Source organism: Flavobacterium sp. (assembly GCF_027533505.1).
In the GTDB taxonomy this organism is placed as follows: domain Bacteria; phylum Bacteroidota; class Bacteroidia; order Flavobacteriales; family Flavobacteriaceae; genus Flavobacterium.
Map to the genome: position 1 here is coordinate 20,273 of NZ_JAPZUB010000069.1, position 21,090 is coordinate 41,362.

At 40.5% G+C, this 21,090-nt stretch carries 18 protein-coding genes; 9 read left to right on the forward strand and 9 right to left on the reverse strand.

What is annotated here, in order from left to right; all coding sequences use genetic code 11:
- Nucleotide 1 precedes the first annotated feature (1 nt).
- Nucleotides 2-1,636: a M1 family metallopeptidase gene (locus O9316_RS12680; protein WP_298347293.1), complete on the forward strand. Its 1,635-nt coding sequence runs from the start codon at nucleotides 2-4 to the stop codon at nucleotides 1,634-1,636.
- A 4-nt stretch (nucleotides 1,637-1,640) separates the two neighbouring features.
- Here O9316_RS12680 and O9316_RS12685 read toward each other — a convergent pair whose 3' ends face one another.
- Nucleotides 1,641-2,684, reverse strand: a complete 1,044-nt coding sequence (locus O9316_RS12685) for an AMP-binding protein (RefSeq protein ID WP_298204516.1) — start codon at nucleotides 2,682-2,684, stop codon at nucleotides 1,641-1,643.
- Nucleotides 2,681-3,625, reverse strand: a complete 945-nt coding sequence (locus tag O9316_RS12690) for a CPBP family intramembrane glutamic endopeptidase (protein ID WP_298204517.1) — start codon at nucleotides 3,623-3,625, stop codon at nucleotides 2,681-2,683. The genes O9316_RS12685 and O9316_RS12690 overlap by 4 nt, the downstream gene beginning before the upstream one ends.
- Before the next feature lie 56 nt (nucleotides 3,626-3,681).
- On the opposite strand from O9316_RS12690, the gene O9316_RS12695 reads away from it, so the two are divergent.
- Together O9316_RS12695 and O9316_RS12700 are read left to right on the forward strand one after the other, a co-directional pair.
- Complete coding sequence (locus tag O9316_RS12695; RefSeq protein WP_298204518.1) at nucleotides 3,682-4,023, forward strand: arsenate reductase family protein; 342 nt, start codon at nucleotides 3,682-3,684, stop codon at nucleotides 4,021-4,023.
- A gap of 94 nt (nucleotides 4,024-4,117) precedes the next feature.
- Nucleotides 4,118-6,589 carry a TonB-dependent receptor gene (locus O9316_RS12700; protein ID WP_298204519.1) on the forward strand — a complete coding sequence of 824 codons (2,472 nt, stop codon included), beginning with the start codon at nucleotides 4,118-4,120 and terminating at the stop codon, nucleotides 6,587-6,589.
- Between the two features lie 316 nt (nucleotides 6,590-6,905).
- Here the strand turns inward: O9316_RS12700 and corA are convergent, their stop codons facing one another.
- A complete protein-coding gene (gene corA, locus O9316_RS12705; protein ID WP_298204520.1) occupies nucleotides 6,906-7,976 on the reverse strand; it encodes a magnesium/cobalt transporter CorA in 1,071 nt (356 codons plus the stop codon).
- Nucleotides 7,977-8,043: 67 nt separating this feature from the next.
- Here corA and hutI point away from each other — a divergent pair, with 67 nt between their 5' ends.
- Entirely contained in the window at nucleotides 8,044-9,279 is a 1,236-nt protein-coding gene (hutI, locus tag O9316_RS12710; RefSeq protein WP_298204521.1) for an imidazolonepropionase, read from the forward strand.
- A gap of 49 nt (nucleotides 9,280-9,328) precedes the next feature.
- Here the strand turns inward: hutI and O9316_RS12715 are convergent, their stop codons facing one another.
- Nucleotides 9,329-10,213, reverse strand: coding sequence for a hypothetical protein (locus O9316_RS12715; RefSeq protein ID WP_298204522.1), 885 nt, complete (start codon nucleotides 10,211-10,213; stop codon nucleotides 9,329-9,331).
- Nucleotides 10,214-10,307: 94 nt separating this feature from the next.
- Between O9316_RS12715 and O9316_RS12720 the strand changes: the two genes are divergently transcribed.
- Nucleotides 10,308-11,345 carry a formimidoylglutamase gene (locus O9316_RS12720; RefSeq protein ID WP_298204523.1) on the forward strand — a complete coding sequence of 346 codons (1,038 nt, stop codon included), beginning with the start codon at nucleotides 10,308-10,310 and terminating at the stop codon, nucleotides 11,343-11,345.
- 42 nt (nucleotides 11,346-11,387) lie between these two features.
- On the forward strand, nucleotides 11,388-12,641 hold the full coding sequence (locus tag O9316_RS12725; protein WP_298204524.1) for a DEAD/DEAH box helicase: 1,254 nt from the start codon (nucleotides 11,388-11,390) through the stop codon (nucleotides 12,639-12,641).
- 1 nt (nucleotide 12,642) lies between these two features.
- On the opposite strand, the gene O9316_RS12730 is transcribed toward O9316_RS12725, so the two are convergent.
- The 4 genes from O9316_RS12730 to holA form a co-directional block, all read right to left on the reverse strand.
- The gene (locus O9316_RS12730) at nucleotides 12,643-14,748 is read right to left on the reverse strand and encodes an ATP-binding protein (protein ID WP_298204525.1); all 2,106 of its coding nucleotides are present in this window, start codon (nucleotides 14,746-14,748) and stop codon (nucleotides 12,643-12,645) included.
- A 126-nt stretch (nucleotides 14,749-14,874) separates the two neighbouring features.
- Entirely contained in the window at nucleotides 14,875-16,569 is a 1,695-nt protein-coding gene (gene ettA, locus O9316_RS12735) for an energy-dependent translational throttle protein EttA (protein WP_298204526.1), read from the reverse strand.
- Nucleotides 16,570-16,773: 204 nt separating this feature from the next.
- Nucleotides 16,774-16,956 carry a CAL67264 family membrane protein gene (locus O9316_RS12740; protein WP_297515165.1) on the reverse strand — a complete coding sequence of 61 codons (183 nt, stop codon included), beginning with the start codon at nucleotides 16,954-16,956 and terminating at the stop codon, nucleotides 16,774-16,776.
- A 44-nt stretch (nucleotides 16,957-17,000) separates the two neighbouring features.
- Nucleotides 17,001-18,005 (reverse strand): DNA polymerase III subunit delta, encoded by a 1,005-nt coding sequence (gene holA, locus O9316_RS12745; protein ID WP_298204527.1) that lies wholly within the window; start codon nucleotides 18,003-18,005, stop codon nucleotides 17,001-17,003.
- 47 nt (nucleotides 18,006-18,052) lie between these two features.
- Here holA and O9316_RS12750 point away from each other — a divergent pair, with 47 nt between their 5' ends.
- From O9316_RS12750 to O9316_RS12760, 3 genes are all read left to right on the forward strand, one after another.
- Nucleotides 18,053-18,502: a type I restriction enzyme HsdR N-terminal domain-containing protein gene (locus O9316_RS12750; protein WP_298204528.1), complete on the forward strand. Its 450-nt coding sequence runs from the start codon at nucleotides 18,053-18,055 to the stop codon at nucleotides 18,500-18,502.
- Between the two features lie 3 nt (nucleotides 18,503-18,505).
- Nucleotides 18,506-19,495: a glycosyltransferase family 2 protein gene (locus O9316_RS12755; protein WP_298204529.1), complete on the forward strand. Its 990-nt coding sequence runs from the start codon at nucleotides 18,506-18,508 to the stop codon at nucleotides 19,493-19,495.
- A gap of 77 nt (nucleotides 19,496-19,572) precedes the next feature.
- On the forward strand, nucleotides 19,573-20,406 hold the full coding sequence (locus O9316_RS12760; RefSeq protein ID WP_298204530.1) for a flagellar motor protein MotB: 834 nt from the start codon (nucleotides 19,573-19,575) through the stop codon (nucleotides 20,404-20,406).
- A gap of 46 nt (nucleotides 20,407-20,452) precedes the next feature.
- Here O9316_RS12760 and O9316_RS12765 read toward each other — a convergent pair whose 3' ends face one another.
- The gene (locus O9316_RS12765; protein ID WP_298204531.1) at nucleotides 20,453-21,073 is read right to left on the reverse strand and encodes an L-threonylcarbamoyladenylate synthase; all 621 of its coding nucleotides are present in this window, start codon (nucleotides 21,071-21,073) and stop codon (nucleotides 20,453-20,455) included.
- Nucleotides 21,074-21,090 lie beyond the last annotated feature (17 nt).

The following is a 21,090-nucleotide window of genomic DNA, read 5'->3' on the forward strand; positions in this document are numbered from 1 at the left end:
GATGATGAATCCCTATGCAATATATTTTAGTTTAATGTTTAGCTTTTCATTGGTAGCCCAGCCCTTCACCCGAAAAGACTCCCTCATGGGCGGATTTCCTAAAGAGCGTCTTTGTTTTGATGTGAAACGCTATGAAATTGATATACGTGTAAATCCAGAGAAAAAATTCATTTCAGGCCACAATGCCATTCGATTTGAGGTGACAGAAGCTACCAAGCGTATTCAGTTGGACTTGTTTGCCAACATGCAAGTGGATTCTATCCTTTGGCAAACAAAAAAACTATCGTATACCCGCGAATTCAATGCTGTTTTTATTGATTTTCCCGAAATATTACCCTCAGGAGCAACCGAACTACTAACATTTTATTACTCGGGACACCCAATTATTGCACGTCAAGCGCCTTGGGATGGCGGTTTTGTTTTTTCGAAAGACAAATTAAATCGTCCTTGGATTGGTGTCGCGGTGCAAGGTACAGGCGCTTCGGTTTGGTATCCCGTTAAAGACGGACAAAGCGACGAACCTGAGCAAGGCGTATTGCTCAAGGTTGCCGTCCCCAACGAACTGATAAATGTCTCCAATGGCCGATTAAAAGGTTCGACTCCACTGAATGATGGGTATACCCGATGGGATTGGGAAGTATTGAATCCTATCAACACCTATAATGTGACCCTAAATATTGGACACTACACCCGAATTACAGACCGTTTGGAAGACTTGGATATTGACTATTATGTCTTGGATTACAACCGCGAAAAAGCCATGAAACACTTTGAAGAAGTCAAACCCATGCTGACCTGCTTTCAGTCCAAATTTGGTCCCTATCCTTTTAAAGAGGATGGGTATAAATTGGTAGAAACTCCTTATTTGGGTATGGAACACCAAAGTGCGGTAGCCTATGGAAATAATTTCCTTAAAGGATATCGCGGGATGGATTTATCGGGTAGTGGTGTCGGACTTACCTTTGATTACATCACCATTCACGAAAGTGGTCATGAATGGTTTGGAAATAGCATTACCTCGCGCGATATCGCTGATATGTGGATCCATGAAGGGTTCACCCAATATAGTGAACTCGTGTTTATTGAATGTCAGTTAGGGTACCTTAAGATGTTGAAGTATGCCTTTGGATTACGTCGCAATGTAGCCCACGACCGCCCAATTATAGGGCCTTATGGTGTCAATCAAGAGGGTTCGGGTGATATGTATCCTAAAGGCGCATTATTACTTCATACCCTTCGACATGCCCTCAACAACGATACCCTTTGGTGGAAACTGATTTGGGAATATTGCCACAGGTTTAAGCACAAAATTATCGATACCGAAACGGTTGTACACTTTTTTAACGAAGCCTCAGGGATGGATTGGACCCCTGTTTTCAATCAATATTTGCGTCATACGCGGCTGCCCATTTTGCATGTGCGTTCGCGCGGTAAGCGATTGGAAGCACGATGGGAAGCCGATGCCACTTCATTTGCTATGCCTATAACGCTGAATGTCAATGGCACTCCCTTTCAAATCAAACCCCAATCGGATTGGACACGAACGAAAGTAAAAATGAAGAAAAATGCCATTGTAACAGTGGATCACCAAAAGTTTTTTGTCAAACTCAATCTTGAAAAAAACGAGGCTCAGTAATCCGTTACTTTAACAAACTCGCTTTACGAATAATTTTTCCGTTTTCCGTTTCGGCAAAATGAGGGATAAAATGGATTGTTTTAGGACGTTCGTATTTATCCAAGCGGTCAAAAATTTTGGGCGAAATTTCAAAGGGTTCGCCTTCCACAATGAGAACTACTTTATCTCCCAATTCGGTGTCTTCTTCGCTTGAAATAAAAAAGCGTCGGTCGAGCTTCCCATCCAACTTATGCTCTACTTGCTCGGGTAGAATTTTCACCCCACCACTATTAATTACATTGTCAATTCGCCCCAAAAAAACAAATTGGTTTTCATTGACTAATTCTACCAAATCATTGGTCACAACCGTTTCTTCGGCGATGATGTGCGGCGCGTGGATGACCAGACAATTTCTTTCATCATACGAAATAGTAACATGCGGTAAAACAGTAAAAGCCTTCTCTCCTACGCGCTTGGCAGCAATATGAGTAATCGTTTCTGTCATGCCATAGGTTTCAAATACCTGAGTAGGCAACTGCATCAATTGTTGTTCTAATACAGCATTTATTCGGGCACCTCCAACAATTAACTTCTTAATCTGTGTCAATTTTGGAATCGAGCATTGGGCCTGTAAAGGAACCATGGCCGCAAAATCGTACTTGTCCTCCAAGCGTTCCATGGGGTGTGAAGTTGGTGCCACATAATCCAAATCCAATCCTAAAACAATAGAACGAATAAGCATCATTTTACCCGCGACATATTTTACGGGTAAGCATTGCAAAGCACGATCACCGGGTTTTAAGTCAAAAAAATCTCCTGTCGCCAAAGCTGAGTGTACCATGGCTTGTTTGTCAACCTGAATGATTTTGGGCAAACCTGTTGAACCGGAAGTTTGCATTTCGATATACGGTTTTTCATCAAACCAATCCAATAGAAATTCGCCTACAGGCTTTTCAAAATCTTCCCCTTCTTTAATGAAACTATAGGCTACCCGGCATAAATCATCACGGTCTAAATGAAAACCATTTAACTTAAACTGATTGTGGACGTTGGTAAAATGAGGTGTCATAACGTTTTGGTATTTGTTGGGTCTGGAATTAATATTGGACCTGCTAAGCGCTGTTTCCAGTCGGTCCAACGGTATAGTTTTGAAAATATAAAAATCAACAACGGATACAATACCAATAAAGGTAAAAAAAGCTCCAAACTGAGTTGTGGTTTTTCGGTGTCTTTAAAAATGGCATACGTTTGAAAAATTGAACTATCAGAAGTAATTAATAACGCTGCCATAAGATTATTGGCCGCATGAAATCCGAGCGCCAATTCCATACCTTCGTCCATTAAGGTAATGATGCCGAGAAATAATCCTGTGCCTACATAATAAAAGAGTACAACATATCCCAATGCCTCTACCTCAGGATTGGTAATATGTAAAAGTCCAAAGATGAGTGAGGTCCAAAACAAGGGAAACCATCGATGCGGATGCAACTGCGCAAATCCTTGCATAAGATACCCTCGAAATAAAAATTCTTCCAGGGAGGTTTGCAAGGGAATCAACGCCACGGCGATAAGGGCTAAAATCAAAAACCGCTCGGGTTGAAAATTCCACACTAAAGTTGTATCGGAGGCTTTGTAGGAAATAATGGTGATTATCAAAGTGAGAATTGCCCACAAAGAAAATGCTGCAATCACCCGCTTCCAATCCAATTGCATTCGTGAGGTAGCGATACTTCGCAAGGTTTGCTTATGCATAAAACGAATCACTACATAAAAACCAGCAAAAGCAACCACAAAAGTGAGCAGCAATAAAAACAAGGACAGGTTAAGGTCCATTACTTGCAACATTTCTTTCATCGTTTTGGGCAACCCTTTGCCAGAAGCCATAGTCTTAAATGCAATAGCTACTGTGAAAGGAATTTGTCCAATCACTGAAGCTACAATAACGATAACAGAACCCAACAGATACCAACCGAAATTCAGCGGTCGCTCTAACCCAAAAAGTGGTGTCATACAACTTTATTTTATTGTAGCAATTTAGTTATTTTAGCCATATAAAAAACATGACAATGATCACAATTTATCACAATCCTCGTTGTGGCAAGTCGCGCGATTGTGTGCGCCATTTTGAAGCAATAAACGAAGAAATCAAGATAGTTCTCTACCTGCAATCGCCTTTAGACCGTGAGGGCATTACCACGTTACTGCAACAATTAAATTGTACCGCAATGCAATTAGTACGAACCAAAGAGCCGCTATGGATTGCCAACTATAAAGGGAAAGCACTTGCTGAAAACGAAATAATTAACGCCTTGGTGCAACATCCTATCTTGATGGAACGCCCCGTAGTTGTCAAAGGCAATAAGGCTGTAATTGCGCGTCCGTTGGAACGAATTGTTGAATTATTTTAATGATTGCTGAAGCCTAAGATTAACAAAACTTTGGCAACCATGCCCTCAAGTTCTTCTAATTTTGCACCCAACAGGAAAGCAAAAAATTACATACATGAAATTAGCAAAAGTTCTACTTACTACTTTTGCACTCATTGCCGGATTATACGCTAACGCTCAAGCACGTCCCGGGGGAGGCAAAAAAGTTAAAGTAACAGGGACCATAGTGGCCCAAACAACCAAACAACCCTTAGAGTATACCGAAGTTCGCTTTGTTAGTACCCAAACCAACAAAGTGGTAACGGGAGGTTTAACCGATGCCAAAGGAGCTTTCGCTATTGAAGTTCCTCAAGGCACGTATTCCGTGAACATTGAATTTCTATCGTTCAAACCCAAAGTGTTGCCCAACAAAACCCTTCAAACGGATACGGATTTGGGAACCATTGCCTTGGAAGATGCCGCTACCCAATTGGACGAAGTGGTCGTTCGTAAAGAAAAAACAACCGTAGAAATTAAATTGGACAAAAAAGTCTACAATGTAGGGCAAGACCTTATGGTAAAGGGCGGAACGGTGAGTGATGTCTTGGACAATATTCCCTCTGTGGCAGTCGATGCCGAAGGAAATGTAAGTCTCCGTGGAAATGAAAACGTGCGTATTCTCATCGATGGTCGTCCCTCCAATGCCATCAGTATGACCGACGCTTTACGCATGATTCCCGCCGATGCTATCGACAAAGTAGAAGTCATTACCAATCCTTCTGCACGCTATGATGCCGAAGGGGGGGGCGGTATTTTGAATATTATCCTTAAAAAAGGAAAAACCAACGGCATTAACGGTACGCTTATGGCGACTACAGGAGTTCCTGATAACCATGGTTTAACCGCAGCACTAAATTTCAAATCCAAAGAGTTTAACTTTTTTACGAATCAAGGCTACAATTACCGCAACAATCCCGGAAAGTTCCGCATGGACAGCCGTTATTTGACAGCTACTAATGATACGAGAGACTTCATCGACGAAACGCGTGACACCGATCGATTTAGTAAAGGATACAACGGTAATTTTGGATTTGACTGGTTTTTGGACAAACAAACCACGTGGACCAATAGTGTGAATTATCGCCGAAATACAGGAACTACTGAAGATGATGTAGATCAAGTAACCTATGATGCCAATCGCGTGTTTACAGGAACACTATTTCGAGATAATTTTGAAGATACGCGGAGTGAAAATATCGAGTTTGCTTCCAACTTGATTCGTAATTTCAAAGGCGATGGTCATAAATTGACCGTTGATTTTTCGATTTCAAAAAATAAAGACGACAATACGGCTGACATCAAGAATTTCTCTACCATCAATCCCAATGTCTTTTTGGATCAATCGTTCAATATCCAACGTCAAGACCGTTTGTTGTTGCAGGCCGACTATGTATTGCCTTTTGGGAAAAATAAAGAAAGTCAGTTTGAAGCGGGATACCGTGGAAACTTTTTGGATTTAGCCACCGACTATACGGTATTGAATGATGGAGTATTGAATACATTCTTTACCAATTTTCTAAATTATATTGAAAATGTAAATGCTGTATACACGCAGTTGGGTACCAAATGGAAGAATTTTTCATTTTTGGCCGGTTTACGCTATGAGCATTCTGACATAGTAGTCGACCAAGTAACCTCTAATATTTATGCAAATAAAGTGTACGGTAACTTTTTCCCTTCTGGAACAATTGCTTACGAATTTAATAACAGCACCAATATTTCCGTGAACTACAGTAAACGGATTAACCGTCCGAGGGGACGTGAAATCAATCCTTTTAGCAGCTATTCCAGTAACATCAACCTGTTTCAAGGAAATCCTGATTTAGACCCTTCTCGCACTGATGCGTATGATTTAGGATTTTTAAAACGTTGGAGCAAATTAACCTTCAACACCTCGGTATATTTCAACAGAACGGTTGACAATGTACAGTATGTACGACGCGAAAGTGGAGAATTTGTAGGGACAACCCCTGTTATTGTAACTACTCCTGTTAATTTATCTACGGAATACCGCGCTGGGTTTGAATTCAACTTTAATTATACCCCTTACAAATGGTGGCGAGTGAATACCAACTTTAACTTTTTCCGTTTGGAAACCGTTGGGGTGTATCGTTACCTAACGTCCACGAATATTGAACGGGTCATTGATTTTGCTAACGTTGCCAATACATGGTCGGCACGGGTCAATTCAAAACTAACCTTACCAGGAAAAGTAGATTGGCAAACAAATATCAACTATAATGGCCCTCAAACTACGGCGCAAGGGTTAAATAAAGGAATCTTTGCTATGAATTTAGGTTTTAGCAAAGATGTACTTAAAGAAAAAGCGACAGTTGCCTTAAATATTAATGACGTGTTTAACTCACGCGTGCGCCGCTACGAAAACTTCATTGATGGTCAAGTAGAAACCGATGGAGCAATGCAATGGCGCGTGCGTCAAATAACATTGTCATTCACCTATCGTTTTAATAAAACCAAAAACGAACGGGAAAATAATCGTCCCCGACGCGGTGGTGAAGACGGTGACGGTGGTGAATATGCCGGATAAGCGCACAAAAAAAGTCCCGAATCATCGGGACTTTTTTTTTAAAACAAAACGATTACGCTTGTTCTAAAGCTTTTTTCTCTTTTCGCTCTTGAAGCAACTCTTTTGTTACTCCAAACACCCAGTAAAATACGAAGTGTATTAAGAAAATCATCAACCAGAAACCGGCTGTGAGAATCGTTAGGAAAAGAAGAAAACCGAGGTACTGTTGAAATTCAAACATTGTTTTCCGGAATAATTTGTGAATTCCCTCCAAAATTACGCCTTAATATTCAAATGACCAATAGTTGTAGGGATTTTATTCACGAGGTTATGAACATTAGAACCATTTACGCTTTTTGAAATAAATAATCATCCCCAAAAGCAACACAAACATCACTCCAAGAATAATGAAATACCCGTACTTCCAATGCAATTCGGGCATGTGATCAAAATTCATCCCGTAGATGCCTACAATAAACGTTAGCGGCATGAAAAAGACAGAGACCACCGTTAATGTTTTCATTACCTCATTCATTTTGTTGCTTTGAGAGGCAAAATAAAAATTGGAAGCACTGTCCAATGTCGTCATATCATAATCGATTTGTTCCAATAATTCTTGTGCCTTTTGATACAAACGATCAAAAAAACTAAAATTTTCATGGGCAATGGCATTGAAAACATCATCGTCTTTAATGGTTTTTATTGAATACAACGAATCGCGTAACGGAACAATAGAACGCTTTAAAAAATTAAAATTATCGCGATGTTTTTCAATTTGCTCCAAGACAATGGGTCGGGAATGCGACTTCGATAAATTAATCAATTGTTCTACCTTATCTTCTTCATTCTCAATGGTAATGTAAAAATTTTCCATCACAGCGTCCAACATCAAGTACAGCAAATAATCGGCCCCTTTTTCACGCACAATACCCGAATGCATACGCAATCGTTCCCGAATATGACTGAAGAAATCGCTTCGTTTTTCTTGAAAAGAAGCCAAACAATCCTTTTTTAATAAAAAACTAATCTGTTCCACTTGAATATTATCTGAATGTTCAATGGGGAGAAGCGATTTGATATTAAAAAAAAGAACGTCATGGTATTCATCCAATTTGGTTCTTTTGGTAGTATTTAAAATATCCGATAACATGAAGGCATCCACATGCAAAAAATCGCCAATTCGTTGAATAATCGATATATCATTCAATCCGTGTACATTCAGCCAATTTACTTTTTGGGGAACAAACGAAGTTTCGAATGCGTCTACATGAAACTTTTCAAACTCGGTTATCGTGTCTGAATCGTATACAAATAGTTGCAATTCTGTTTTTACCGATTTGTGGCAACCTGTATATTCTAGCAAGGTGGGCTGTACTTTGCGCCCTTTTTTATAACTAATCTTTCGCACCTGAAGGAATTTGGACTAAAGTTAGAAATAAATCGTTTTTAAAAGTATTTTTACCAAAAATATCCTCATGCGAACGTTAATTATTCATATAAAAACACTGCTCCAAGTTAGAGAACCCGGAATGGATAAAGTATCAGGGGCTGCTATGGCCGATTTACCCTATTTGGAGGAGGCTTTTTTGCTTATAGAAAATGATATTATCTCCGATTTTGGATTGATGAGGGATTGTCCAGCCCTGGAAGATGCCATGATCATCGATGCGCAACACGGCACGCTACTCCCTTCATGGATTGATAGTCATACCCATTTGGTGTACGCCGGCAATCGGGTGCAGGAATTTGTAGATCGCATTAACGGACTTTCGTATGCTGAAATTGCACAACGCGGTGGTGGGATTCTAAACTCAGCCGCCCGTCTCAACGCTATGGAAGAAGACCAACTGTATCACGAATCGGCGGTTCGTTTGGAGGAGATAATCCGTCAAGGAACAGGCGCGGTCGAAATCAAATCGGGATACGGACTAACGGTCGAAGGGGAATTAAAAATGCTACGCGTAATACAACGCTTGCGCGAAAATTATCCCATTACGATTAAAGCTACTTTCCTTGGAGCGCATGCCTTTCCTCTAGTGTATAAAGAAAATCGCGAAGGATATTTACACTTGTTAGAAACCATGATACCGCAAATCGCTGAAGCGAAATTGGCCGATTATCTCGATGTTTTTTGTGAAACGGATTATTTTACGGTAGAAGAAACCGAACGCTTAATGGCTTTGGGGAATCAGTATGGTTTGCGTCCTAAAATTCATGTCAATCAATTTACAGCCATTGGAGGTATTGAGGCTGCCGTGCGCCATAATGCCTTGTCGGTTGATCATTTGGAACTCATTACAGATGACGATATCGCCGCCTTACAAGGATCTGCAACCATGCCGGTCGCCCTACCCTCCTGCTCATACTTTATAAGTATCCCCTACACCCCAGCCCGTCAAATGCTAGAAGCGGGACTCCCTTTGGCCTTGGCTTCTGATTTTAATCCCGGGACGTCACCCAGTGGCAATATGAATTTCGTAGTGGCTACCGCCTGCATTAAAATGAAAATGACACCCGAGGAAGCCATTAATGCAGCTACAATCAATGCCGCCTATGCCATGGGTATTAGTGCCACGCATGGCAGTATCACACGCGGAAAAAAAGCCAACTTTTTACTTACACAACCGCATATTCACTACCATGAATTACCCTATGCTTTTGGCTCCAACCGCATTGCAAAAGTGTTTTTAAACGGGGTGTTACTACCATAAAAAAAGTCCGAAGTTGCATTCGGACTTTTTCGTATCTATAAAAGTTGTATTAACGTAATGTGAAACTCGATTTTGAAACCAATTCGCCTTTGTCAAAAATATTGACAAAATAGGTTCCTTTTTCAAAACTTTTCCCCGGTAAGTCCTGACTAACATCTACCGTTTTATTTTCATATTTCACTTTGGCAATAAAGCTATACGTTAGCGATTGTGACCCAAAAGTAACCGTTTCTTTATCTCCTAAAACATTGCTTTTCGAGTCGATAATTTGCACATAATAATTTTTATCCCCTGACTTTGCCACAGCATTTTCGGCAATGGTAAAGCTAATTTTCAAAATATCGGCACGACTTGCTTTGTCAGTTTCAATTTGTTTTCCTGAGCTTTTCTGTTTGTAAGCAGCTGTTTTTAAATTCAATACCGATAATTTAGACGCTTTCTCAACGGTTTTAGACAATTGCTCGTTTTGACCGACCAACACTTGATTATAATTTTTAGAATCTTGTAAAACGACTGCCGTACTGTCTAAGTTTTTGGCCAGCTTTTGGTTTTCGCCTTTTAACGTTTCAACTTCCACCATTAAAGTTTTCATCTTGGCTTCTAATGCTTTGTATTGATTTCTGTATTTTTCTAAAGCTCTTGCATCCCCTTTAACTTTTTCCAACTGCGCCATCAATTGGACCACTTTTTCACGCTCTGCAATTAACTCATCCGACATCGAGGTGTTTTCGGCAATAGCGGCATCATACGTAGCTTTAAGGGCCTGAAGATCTTTAATGACATTTTCTTTCTCTGTGGTAACCGCGGTAACCTTTGTTTCCAAATTCTGCGTATCTGTCGTGAGTTTGAAAATGTAAAACAAACTTCCCAACAATAAGAGGGCCAGAATTAAAATAATCGCTTTTAACGAATTGTTGCTTTTCTGATTTTCCATATCAAAAGATTTAGTAGTGAGGCAAATTTAATAATTAATACGAGGATAACGTTGGTTTTGGGAATTATATTATTTTTGGGCGTTAACTTTTTGTATGGAACATTTAATTCGATTTACCGCCGCTGATTTATCTAAAATTACCAACCATCGAAGTGGTGAGGTAAAATTTGGGGAGCGCATGCAAGTTATTCCCGAAAACGAACCTATCCTAGACGCCTTAAAAAAAATGGAAGCGCAGTTTGTGTTGTTTGGGATCCCGGAAGACATTGGTGTTCGAGCCAATTCAGGTCGCCCAGGTGCCGCTACAGCATGGGAAAGTGCAATTCGAAGCATTGCCAACATTCAGCACAATCGATTTTGCAAAGGGTCGCAAATCCTCATTTTAGGAACACTCGATGTCTCGGCCTTAAATCAACAAGCCGATTCGCTACAATTTTCGGAAACAGCCGATCGAAAGACTTTTCATACCTTGGTGAGTGAAATTGACAAGGAAGTATCGCATATTATCAGTCTTATCGTTCAAAATGGGAAAATCCCAATTGTAATTGGAGGCGGACACAACAATGCCTATGGCAACATCAAAGGAACAGCGCTAGCCAAAGGAAAGCCTATTAATGCCATCAACCTTGATGCACACTCTGATTTTCGTATTCTTGAAGGACGCCATAGTGGCAACGGTTTTTCGTATGCCTTTGAAGAAGGGTTTTTAAAAAAATACTTCATCTTCGGATTGCATGAAAGTTATACTTCCAAAAATGTTTTAGACAAATTGAAATCGCTTAAAGAACGGGTCCTTTACAATACATACGATGCATTAAATATTCGTCGAGAAAAAGAGTTTCGTTTGGAGATGCAAATTGCCATTGATTTTATCAAATCAGATGCTTATGGTGTGGAAATTGATCTTGATTCCTTACCTATGGTGCCCACGAGTGCCATGACACCCAGTGGCTTTTCGGTGGAAGAAGTTCGCCAATTCGTTTACTTTTTCGGAAAACATACACAAGCCGCTTACTTGCATATTTGTGAAGGGGCACCGGCGTTGGACTTTGAAACCAACAAGCATATGGTGGGCAAGTTAATCGGTTATCTCGTTACGGATTTTATCAAAGCCAAAAACAGTTTGGATTAATCCCTATCTTTGCGACCATGCTGTGCTAATGCAGCTTTTTGTATGACATTTCAAGACCTTCACTTATTACGCAATATTCAAGAGGCCCTCGTTGAAGAAGGCTATACGCAACCCACTCCTATTCAAGAGAAAGCCATTCCCGTCATTTTAAAGGGCGATGATTTGGTCGGCTGTGCGCAAACGGGTACCGGAAAAACGGCCGCCTTTGCCATTCCCATCATTCACCAAATTCATCCCATTGTGGGTTCGGCAAAAAAACGAAAGCTAATTCGTGCGTTAATCATTACCCCTACGCGTGAATTAGCGATACAAATTCAAGAGAGTTTTGCCACCTACGGACGCTATACCAACATCGTGTCAGCGGTTTTGTTTGGCGGCGTAAATCAAGTGCCACAGGTTGACCAACTCAAACGCGGGGTTGATGTATTGATTGCCACACCTGGGCGATTATTGGATTTGCATAAACAAGGCCATGTCAATCTGGATCATTTACATCATTTGGTATTGGACGAAGCCGACTTAATGTTGGATATGGGATTTATCAACGACGTAAAAAAAATTGTCAAATTAACTCCTGATAATCGTCAAACGCTACTCTTCTCAGCGACGATGCCGTTGCCGATTCGCGAGTTGGCAGAACAGTTTTTGACCCAACCCCAATATGTGACCGTAACGCCTGTGGCTTCAACGGCAGAGAAGATTACCCAACACGTTTATCAGGTGGAGAAAGAGGATAAACGTAAATTACTCCATGATATCCTTCAAGCGCATCCTGAGGAGCAAATTCTTATTTTCACGCGAACCAAACATGGAGCTGATAATGTGGTAAAGTTTTTAAAAAAGCAACATTACAAAGCCGAAGCCATTCATGGAGATAAGTCGCAATCGGCACGACAACGGGTCTTGGAGCAATTTAAAAACAAAGAGATTCAACTCCTCGCCGCTACCGATATTGCTGCACGCGGTCTCGATATTGAGAATTTACCTTTTGTCATCAACTTTGATATTCCAAACATACCCGACACCTATGTGCATCGAATTGGTCGAACAGGTCGGGCTGGAAAAGAGGGCAAAGCAATTTCATTGTGTGGTAAAGACGAATGGGTGTATTGGCAAGCCATCGAGAAATTGATTCGTTTAAAAATTAAGGTCGTCGAAACCCATGCGTTTCCATGGAGAGATGCTGCTACTACTAATTCTAATGAAAGTAAACCGAGTTCAGCGGCCCCCAAAAAAGATTTTAGAAACAAGAAGAAGTTTTCATTTCGCGGCAAAAAATCGGGAGGAAAGCGATAAACTACCGTTCAATTAAGGTGCTAATCACTTGAAATAACTTTGAAGGCTCAAAAGGTTTGATAATAATATCATTGATGCCGCTGGAAAGGGCTTGTTCTGTAATTTCTTGTTTGTCAAAGGCCGTTAATGCAACAACTGGAGTTTCTATCCCTTTTTTACGGATTAATTTTGTAGTTTCAAAACCATTGATAATGGGCATGTTAATATCCATGAGTACCAAGTCAAAGTGTTCTTTTTCCAACAAATCAATTGCCGCATAACCATCATCTAAAATAGTGCATTTGAAATGGTGGCTTTCCAGGATTTTTTTGGTAACGATTTGATTGATTTTGTTGTCTTCCACCACTAAAATACGATACACTTGCACCGTTGACAGGTCGACATCGATATTGTTGATAATTTCGATGCGTTTTTTCTCATCGGCATCAAAGGCCAAAGTAAACGAGAAAGTGGTTCCTTTACCGATTTCACTTTCCAACTGAATGGTGCTCCCGAAGAGCTCCACCAACTTTTGCACAATCGAAAGTCCAAGTCCTGTTCCCTGATAATCGCCTTCTTTGCGCTCGATTTGCACAAACTTTTCAAATATTTTCTTCTGGTCCTCGGGCGCAATACCTACCCCTGTATCGGCGATAGAAAAATGAATAAAATACCGGGATTCGACCACCTCTTGCAATTGTGCAGTCACGGTTACAGTACCGTCTTTGGTGAACTTCAACGCATTACTGACCAAATTCATAAATACTTGCGACAACCGTAATTTGTCACCAATCAAAAATTCAGGAATGGCTGGATCGATGTTTTTAACTAAGGTATTGTTGTTTTTTTTGGCGATAAAATCCAACGAATCGACTATGGTATTGATTTCATCGGGAATATTGAAAATCATATTCTCCAAGACAATCTTATTTTCTTCAATCTTATTGATTTGCAACAAATCATTGACTAAGGATAATAAATACCGCGCGGAAAATTTTAAGGAATTCAAATGCGGACTTTGGGCCAACTCTTTGTGTTCATCCAAAATGATATTGGTAATCCCTACAACGCCATAAAGTGGGGTTCGTAATTCGTGGCTAATTGTAGATACAAATTGTGTTTTCAATTGCGATGCTTCCTCGGCTTTTTCTTTGGCTTCTTGCAGTTCGGTGTAGGCTTGTTGTAACTCGCGATACGTTTTATCTCTAAAAATGGAATTGCGATACAGCGAGAAAAGGAGCAATAAAAGAATGAAAAGAATAATCACAAACAATAGCACAATAAGCTTGGACTCTTTTAAATACTTGCTTTGTTGTGATTTTTCATCTTCTATCTGATCAATTTGCTTTTGATATTCTTCAATTTCCAACTGACTTCCCGCTAATTTTACTTTACGGGTTCGCTCCTCATTGTACACTTTTTCTTTTAACGACTTGTGTAAATCGGCATAGAAAAGGGCATTCTTAAAATCTTTTTTTCGTTTAAAGTGACTGGAATAATCGTTATACACGTCAATCATGTAGGCATCGAGTAAACTGCCCGATTCTTTTTTCCCCAATTGAACCGCTTGGTCAAAAAACGATTCTGCATTGGCATAATTTCCAATATGACTATAATAGTCACCGTACATGGAATAGTAATGTAGTTTGGCTTCAATATCACCCCTTTGAAGAATGTAATTGGATATACTTCGCATGTAGGTCTCCCCTTGACGGAATTTGTTTGCTCCAAAATAAGCCCCTGCAATACTGAGCTTCGAATACATTATTTCGGATGAATCCTTTATTTTTTCTGCAAAATATAAGGCGCGTTTGTAATATTGAATACTGTTTTTAAAATCATTTTTCCGGTACGAATAAAAATTACCAATATTGTTACATAACCAAATTTGAACCGAATCATTTTTGGATTTTTCGGCGTGTTTTAATCCGCGCAGGTAACATTTAAGTCCTTTAACCGGATCGTAAAACTCATCAAAATTTAACCCAATCATATTGTAGGCTTGGGCTACTAATGCGGAATTATTGATGGATTTGGCTTGGTCAAGGGCTTTTTTGGAAAACTCAAGCGAGGCAACACCATCCAATTGGTAAAAAGCATCCCCTGCCTTGCCCAATAATTCATTCACAGATTTCTCTGATGGTTGCGCGTACGCCCATCCAAAGAATACTAAAAATGATATGTACCAAATTTGCTTCAAGTTTCAAGAAATAAAAACAAAGTCCCAACATCATTGGGACTTTAACAAATATATTTAATTTCTGATTAACTTTTTATATTTAATTCGCGTAGGCGTAATTTCGGTTCCCAATCGCTTACGACGGTTTTCCTCGTAATCGGAAAAGCCTCCTTCAAAGAAGTATACTTGTGAATCGCCTTCAAAAGCCAATATGTGCGTACACACACGGTCGAGAAACCAACGGTCGTGGGAAATAATCACAGCACAACCTGCAAAGTTTTCCAAGCCTTCTTCCAATGCGCGTAACGTGTTAATATCCAAGTCGTTGGTAGGTTCATCCAGCAACAAGACATTACCTTCTTCTTTTAAGGTCATGGCCAAATGCAAACGGTTGCGCTCCCCACCGGAGAGGGTGGCTACTTTTTTATTTTGATCACTTCCCCCAAAATTGAAGCGGGATAAGTACGCTCTTGAGTTCACTTGACGTCCGCCCATCATGATTAATTCTTGTCCATCACAGAAATTTTCCCAAATCGTTTTGTTGGGATCGATATTGGAATGGTTTTGATCTACATAGGCAATTTTTACCGTATCCCCAATCGAAAATTCACCAGCATCGGGTTGTTCCTCGCCCATAATCATGCGGAAAATAGTAGATTTACCTGCACCGTTGGGACCGATAATACCAACAATTCCAGCTTGAGGTAGAGTAAAATTCAAATCTTCGTAGAGAATTTTATCCCCAAAAGCCTTTGATACATGATGCGCATTGATCACATTGGTACCTAAGCGCGGACCGTTGGGGATATAAATCTCCAATTTTTCCTCTAATGCTTTTTGATCTTCATTCAAAAGTTTGTCGTAATTCTGCAAACGCGCTTTTTGTTTGGTTTGACGTCCTTTGGCGCCTTGGCGAACCCATTCCAACTCGCGTTCCAGGGTTTTACGACGCTTGGAAGCCACTTTCTCTTCTTGATCCAAGCGTTTTCCTTTTTGATCCAACCATGACGAATAGTTGCCTTTCCATGGAATTCCTTCGCCACGATCAAGCTCCAAGATCCAACCGGCCACATTGTCTAAGAAATAACGGTCGTGGGTTACGGCGATTACAGTACCTGCATACTGTTGCAAGTGCTGCTCCAACCACAATACCGACTCAGCATCCAAGTGGTTGGTCGGTTCGTCTAACAACAATACATCGGGCTGTTGCAACAACAAACGGCATAAGGCTACGCGTCGTTTTTCACCACCCGATAATACGTTGATGGGCGTATCCCCTTCGGGCGTTCGCAATGCATCCATGGCGATCTCCAATTTGGTGTCTAACTCCCAACCGCCCACAGCATCGATTTTATCTTGCAATTCGGCTTGACGGTCCATGAGTTTTTGCATTTTATCGGCATCTTCATAGACTTCCGGCAACCCAAACATATCGTTGATTTTGTTGAATTCGTCCAAAACGCCTACAATTTCAGCCACTCCTTCACGTACGACTTCAATCACCGTTTTCGTTTCATCCAATTGGGGCTCTTGTTCCAAATAGCCCACAGTATAGCCGGGCGCAAAGACCACATCCCCTTGGTAGTTTTTCTCAACACCAGCGATGATTTTTAGCAATGTCGATTTTCCCGATCCGTTAAGACCCAGAATCCCAATTTTGGCCCCATAAAAGAAACTTAGGTAAATATCTTTTAAAACCTGCTTGTTTGTACTCGAGTACGTTTTGTTGACTCGAGACATGGAAAATAAAACTTTCTTATCGTCTGACATATGCGTTTAGAGTTTTGAGTTTAGAATTTAGATTATAGACTTTAGTCGTTGGACGTTGGACATTAGACGTTAGACGTTGGACTTTAGACGTTGGACGTTGGACATTAGACGTTGGACGTTGGACATTAGACGTTGGACGTTGGACGTTGGACGTTGGATTTTCGGGAGAATTTATAAATTATAATACCCCCATTTAAAATAATCTCACACCCGTCCTTTCAACGAGCTAAACACCCATGCATTGGCTAAAAATCCTACCCCTACTGCGCCAAATCCCCAACCTGCGATTTCGTTATAGCGAAAAACGCCCATTCCAATGAGCAATAACCCCATGATAATCATGATGAGTGTTGCCCAACCGAGTACTGTATTTTTATTCATTGCCATCGTTTCATTTTATTTTAATCGGAAGGCAAATATCGGAAAAAAACTCAATTGAAAATCGTCACTAACAATTCCTTTAACAAATCGGCATGACTGATGGAATTGGCCCCTACCCCTTTTCCTTTGGCATCGACTTCACGGAGTTTGGCTATTATCGCCGATACTTTTTTCATCGGGTAATGGCGTGCAGCCAATTCGTAATCTTTCACAAAATAGGGACTAATGCGCAGCACCTTAGCCACATTCGCCTGACCCTTATCTTTCAACCCATGGTATTGCAATACTTGGGTGAAATACGAGAACACCATGGCTGTGGTAACTACCAACGGATTGTCTTTCGAATTTTGAGCAAAATACTGGGCAATGCGGTACGCTTTTTTCTCATTTCGCTCCCCTATTGCTGTACGCAATTCAAAATTGTTGTAATCTTTGCTAAACCCAATATTTACCTCGATATCGTTGGGAGTCACCACATGTCCGGCCGGAAAAATGATTTTTAATTTGTCCAATTCATTGCTTATGCGGCTTAAATCATTCCCCAAAAACTCCACCAACATCGCCGCCGCTTTGGGTTCGATGCCCAAACCTTTCCCTTTGATTACTCGAGTAATCCATGTAGCGACCTGATTTTCATAAAGTTTTTTACTTTCAAACACCAATCCGTTTTTTTCCAACGCTTTGATCACACGCTTGCGCTTATCCAAAGTTTTGTACTTGTAAGCCAAAACCAATACGGTCGTGGGTTGGGGATTTTCGGCGTAGGGTTCTAATTTTTCTATGGTTCGTGCTAATTCTTGAGCTTCTTTCACAATCACTACTTGGCGTTCGGCCATCATAGGGTATCGTTTGGCTTGTGCCATGACATCTTCAATGGTCGTATCGCGTCCGTACATCACCATCTGATTGAATCCTTTTTCATCTTCAGTGAGCAAGTGATCTTCGATGTAATTTGTAATAATATCAATGTAATAGGGTTCTTCCCCCATTAAAAAATAAATTGGGGCTATTGTTCCGCTTTTTATCGCATTGATGATATGTACCGCTTCGTCCATAGTTTTTGTCTCCTTGGCTTGCGATGAAAAAAGTGTACTTTTGCCTAATGCAAGCACTCAATTTCCCACCGTTTTCCTTTCGCCTCAAAAATAGTGAAAATAAAACGGCAATATTTGACGCTATCCGGAAAAAATTTGTAGTCTTAACCCCCGAAGAATGGGTTCGACAACATACTGTTCGGTTTTTGCAAGAGGTTAAAAAAATTCCGATATCGTATATCAATGTTGAAAAATCGATTGCACAAAATGGTTTAACTAAACGCTATGATGTGGTTGTTTTTCAGCAAGATGGAGGAATCGCTGTTTTGATCGAATGCAAAGCGCCCGAGGTAAAAATTACCCAAGCGGTTTTTGATCAAATTGCGCGGTACAACCTCGTTTTGAAGGCCAAGTATTTGATGGTAACCAACGGATTGGAGCATTACTTTTGTCAAATGGACTTTGAAGCGCAAACGTATATTTTTCTACCTGATTTACCTGAATTTAATCTTTTGTAGTCTGTGAAATCAATAGCTGTCGTTGTTTTAAATTGGAATGGAAAAGCGTTGCTCGAAACGTTTTTACCTTCGGTGGTACAACATTCCGATGAGGCGCAAGTGTACCTCGTAGATAACGCCTCTACCGATGATTCGGTGTCGTTTGTAAAGGCGACTTTCCCCTCCGTAAAAATCATACAAAATGCAGGAAATTATGGATTTGCACAAGGATACAACGAGGCCTTACAACAAGTTGAAGAGCCTATTTATGCCTTAGTGAATTCAGATATTGAAGTAACCGAAAATTGGTTGCAGCCCATCATAACCCATTTTGAGTCCCATCCCCATACCGCGATTGCGCAACCCAAATTAATGGATTACAAAAACAAAGCGTTTTTTGAATACGCTGGGGCAGCAGGCGGATTTATTGATCGTTTGGGATATGCCTATTGCCGTGGACGCGTGTTTGAAACCTTGGAAAAAGACGAGGGACAATACAATCAACCCGCAAAAATCTTTTGGGCTACTGGGGCATGTTTTTTCATTCGTCGCGATGTCTATCATCATTTGGGTGGACTGGATGCCTCTTTTTTTGCGCATCAAGAGGAGATCGATTTATGTTGGCGTGCGTTTAATCAAGGGTATGATTGCTACTACCTTCCCGACTCGGTGGTGTATCATCTGGGGGGCGCAACTTTAAAAACAGGAACTCCGCATAAAACCTTCTTGAATTTTCGGAACTCTTTATCAATGATGCTCAAAAATTTACCTGCCCGTACCTTGTTGCCCATCCTTTTTTTACGCTTGGTCTTGGACGGTATAGCCGGAATTCAATTTTTGCTGCAAGGAAAAGGAGCACACACTTGGGCCATTGTTAAGGCACACTTTTCATTTTATGGAAGAATAAGGGCTACCCTCGCCTTACGAAAGGCACCGCAACGCAAGGATTATTATAGATTGCATAGTATTGTTTGGAATTATTTTGTGAAAGGAAAAAAGTATTTTGAACGATAATTAACAAATCTTAACCTTTTTGTAGTCCTATTTCACACAACATCCTTTAATTTTGTCAAAAACAAAAAAGATATCCCATGAGAAAAGTATTGTTTCTTTCTTTAGCAGCGTTAACATTAGCTTCTTGCGGCAGTAAAAAGAAAATTGCCGAATTGGAACAAAAGAACAAAGAATGTCAGGATTTGTTGAATTCTACCACCATGAAGTTGAATCTTTGTTTGACCGAAAAAGATGCCTTGAGTCAGCAGAATGAGTACTTGAAAAAGAACAACAGCGACTTGATTAATAGTTCCAAAGAATTAACGATGTTGACCACCAAAGGAGCTGAAAACTTACAGCGCTCTTTGGAAAGTTTGAAAGAAAAAGACTTAAAAATCAACCGTTTACAAGATGCCTTAACGAAGAAAGATTCCGTGACATTGGCATTAGTAACCAGTTTGAAGAAAAATGTAGGTCTTGACGATCAAGATGTGAACATCAGTGTAGAAAAAGGAGTCGTTTTCATCAACATCTCTGATAAAATGTTATTCAAAAGCGGCAGTTATGTGGTGACCGACAAGGCCAAATCCGTATTGGATAAGGTAGCTAAAGTCATCAACGACAAGCCTGATTTTGAATGTATGGTGGAAGGGCACACCGACAATGTTCCTTTTACGGGGAATGCGATATTGCTTGACAACTGGGATTTGAGTGTCAAACGCGCTACAGCCATTGTGCGTGTATTGACCAAAGATTTAGGTGTAAATCCGAAGCAAATTATTGCGGCGGGACGTAGTGAATATATTCCTTTGGTTGACAACAATACGGCTGAAAATCGAGCGACCAACCGCAGAACACGTATTGTCATTTTACCCAAAATCGACCAGTTCTACGATATGATTGAAAAAGAAATGAAAAACCTAAGCAAGTAATGGCTTACCAACACTCAAAGCGTCTCCTTATCGAGGCGCTTTTTTTTTACAAAATATCGAGTGAACCCTTGCCTTCACGCACCACAACAGGTTCGTACCCCGACAAATCAATCACGGTAGAGGGGGTGTTATCGCCATAACCGCCATCAATAACCAAGTCTACATGATTTTGCCATTTTTCAAAAATCAATTCCGGATCGGTGGAATATTCCAATACTTCATCTTCATCGTGGATGGAAGTCGAAATAATCGGATTACCTAGGGTATTGACCAGTGAACGAATGATGTTGTTATCGGGGACGCGAATTCCCACCGTTTTTTTATTTTTAAAAACTTTAGGCAAATCGTTATTCCCGGGCAAAATAAACGTATAGGGTCCTGGTAAGGCGCGTTTTAGCAACTTAAACGTCGATGTGTCAATTTGCTTTACATAGTCTGATATATGACTTAAGTCGTAACAAATGAAGGACAAATTCGCTTTTTCCAACTTAATTCCTTTCAGTTTGGCGACCCGCTCCAACGCTTTGGCATTGGTGATATCGCAGCCCAATCCATAGACCGTATCCGTGGGGTAAATGATGATACCACCGTTGCGCAATACCTCGACGACCTTTTTTAGGGCCGCTTCGTTGGGATTGTCGTTGTAGATTTTTACAAATTGAGCCATCGCTTGGAAATTAGGTA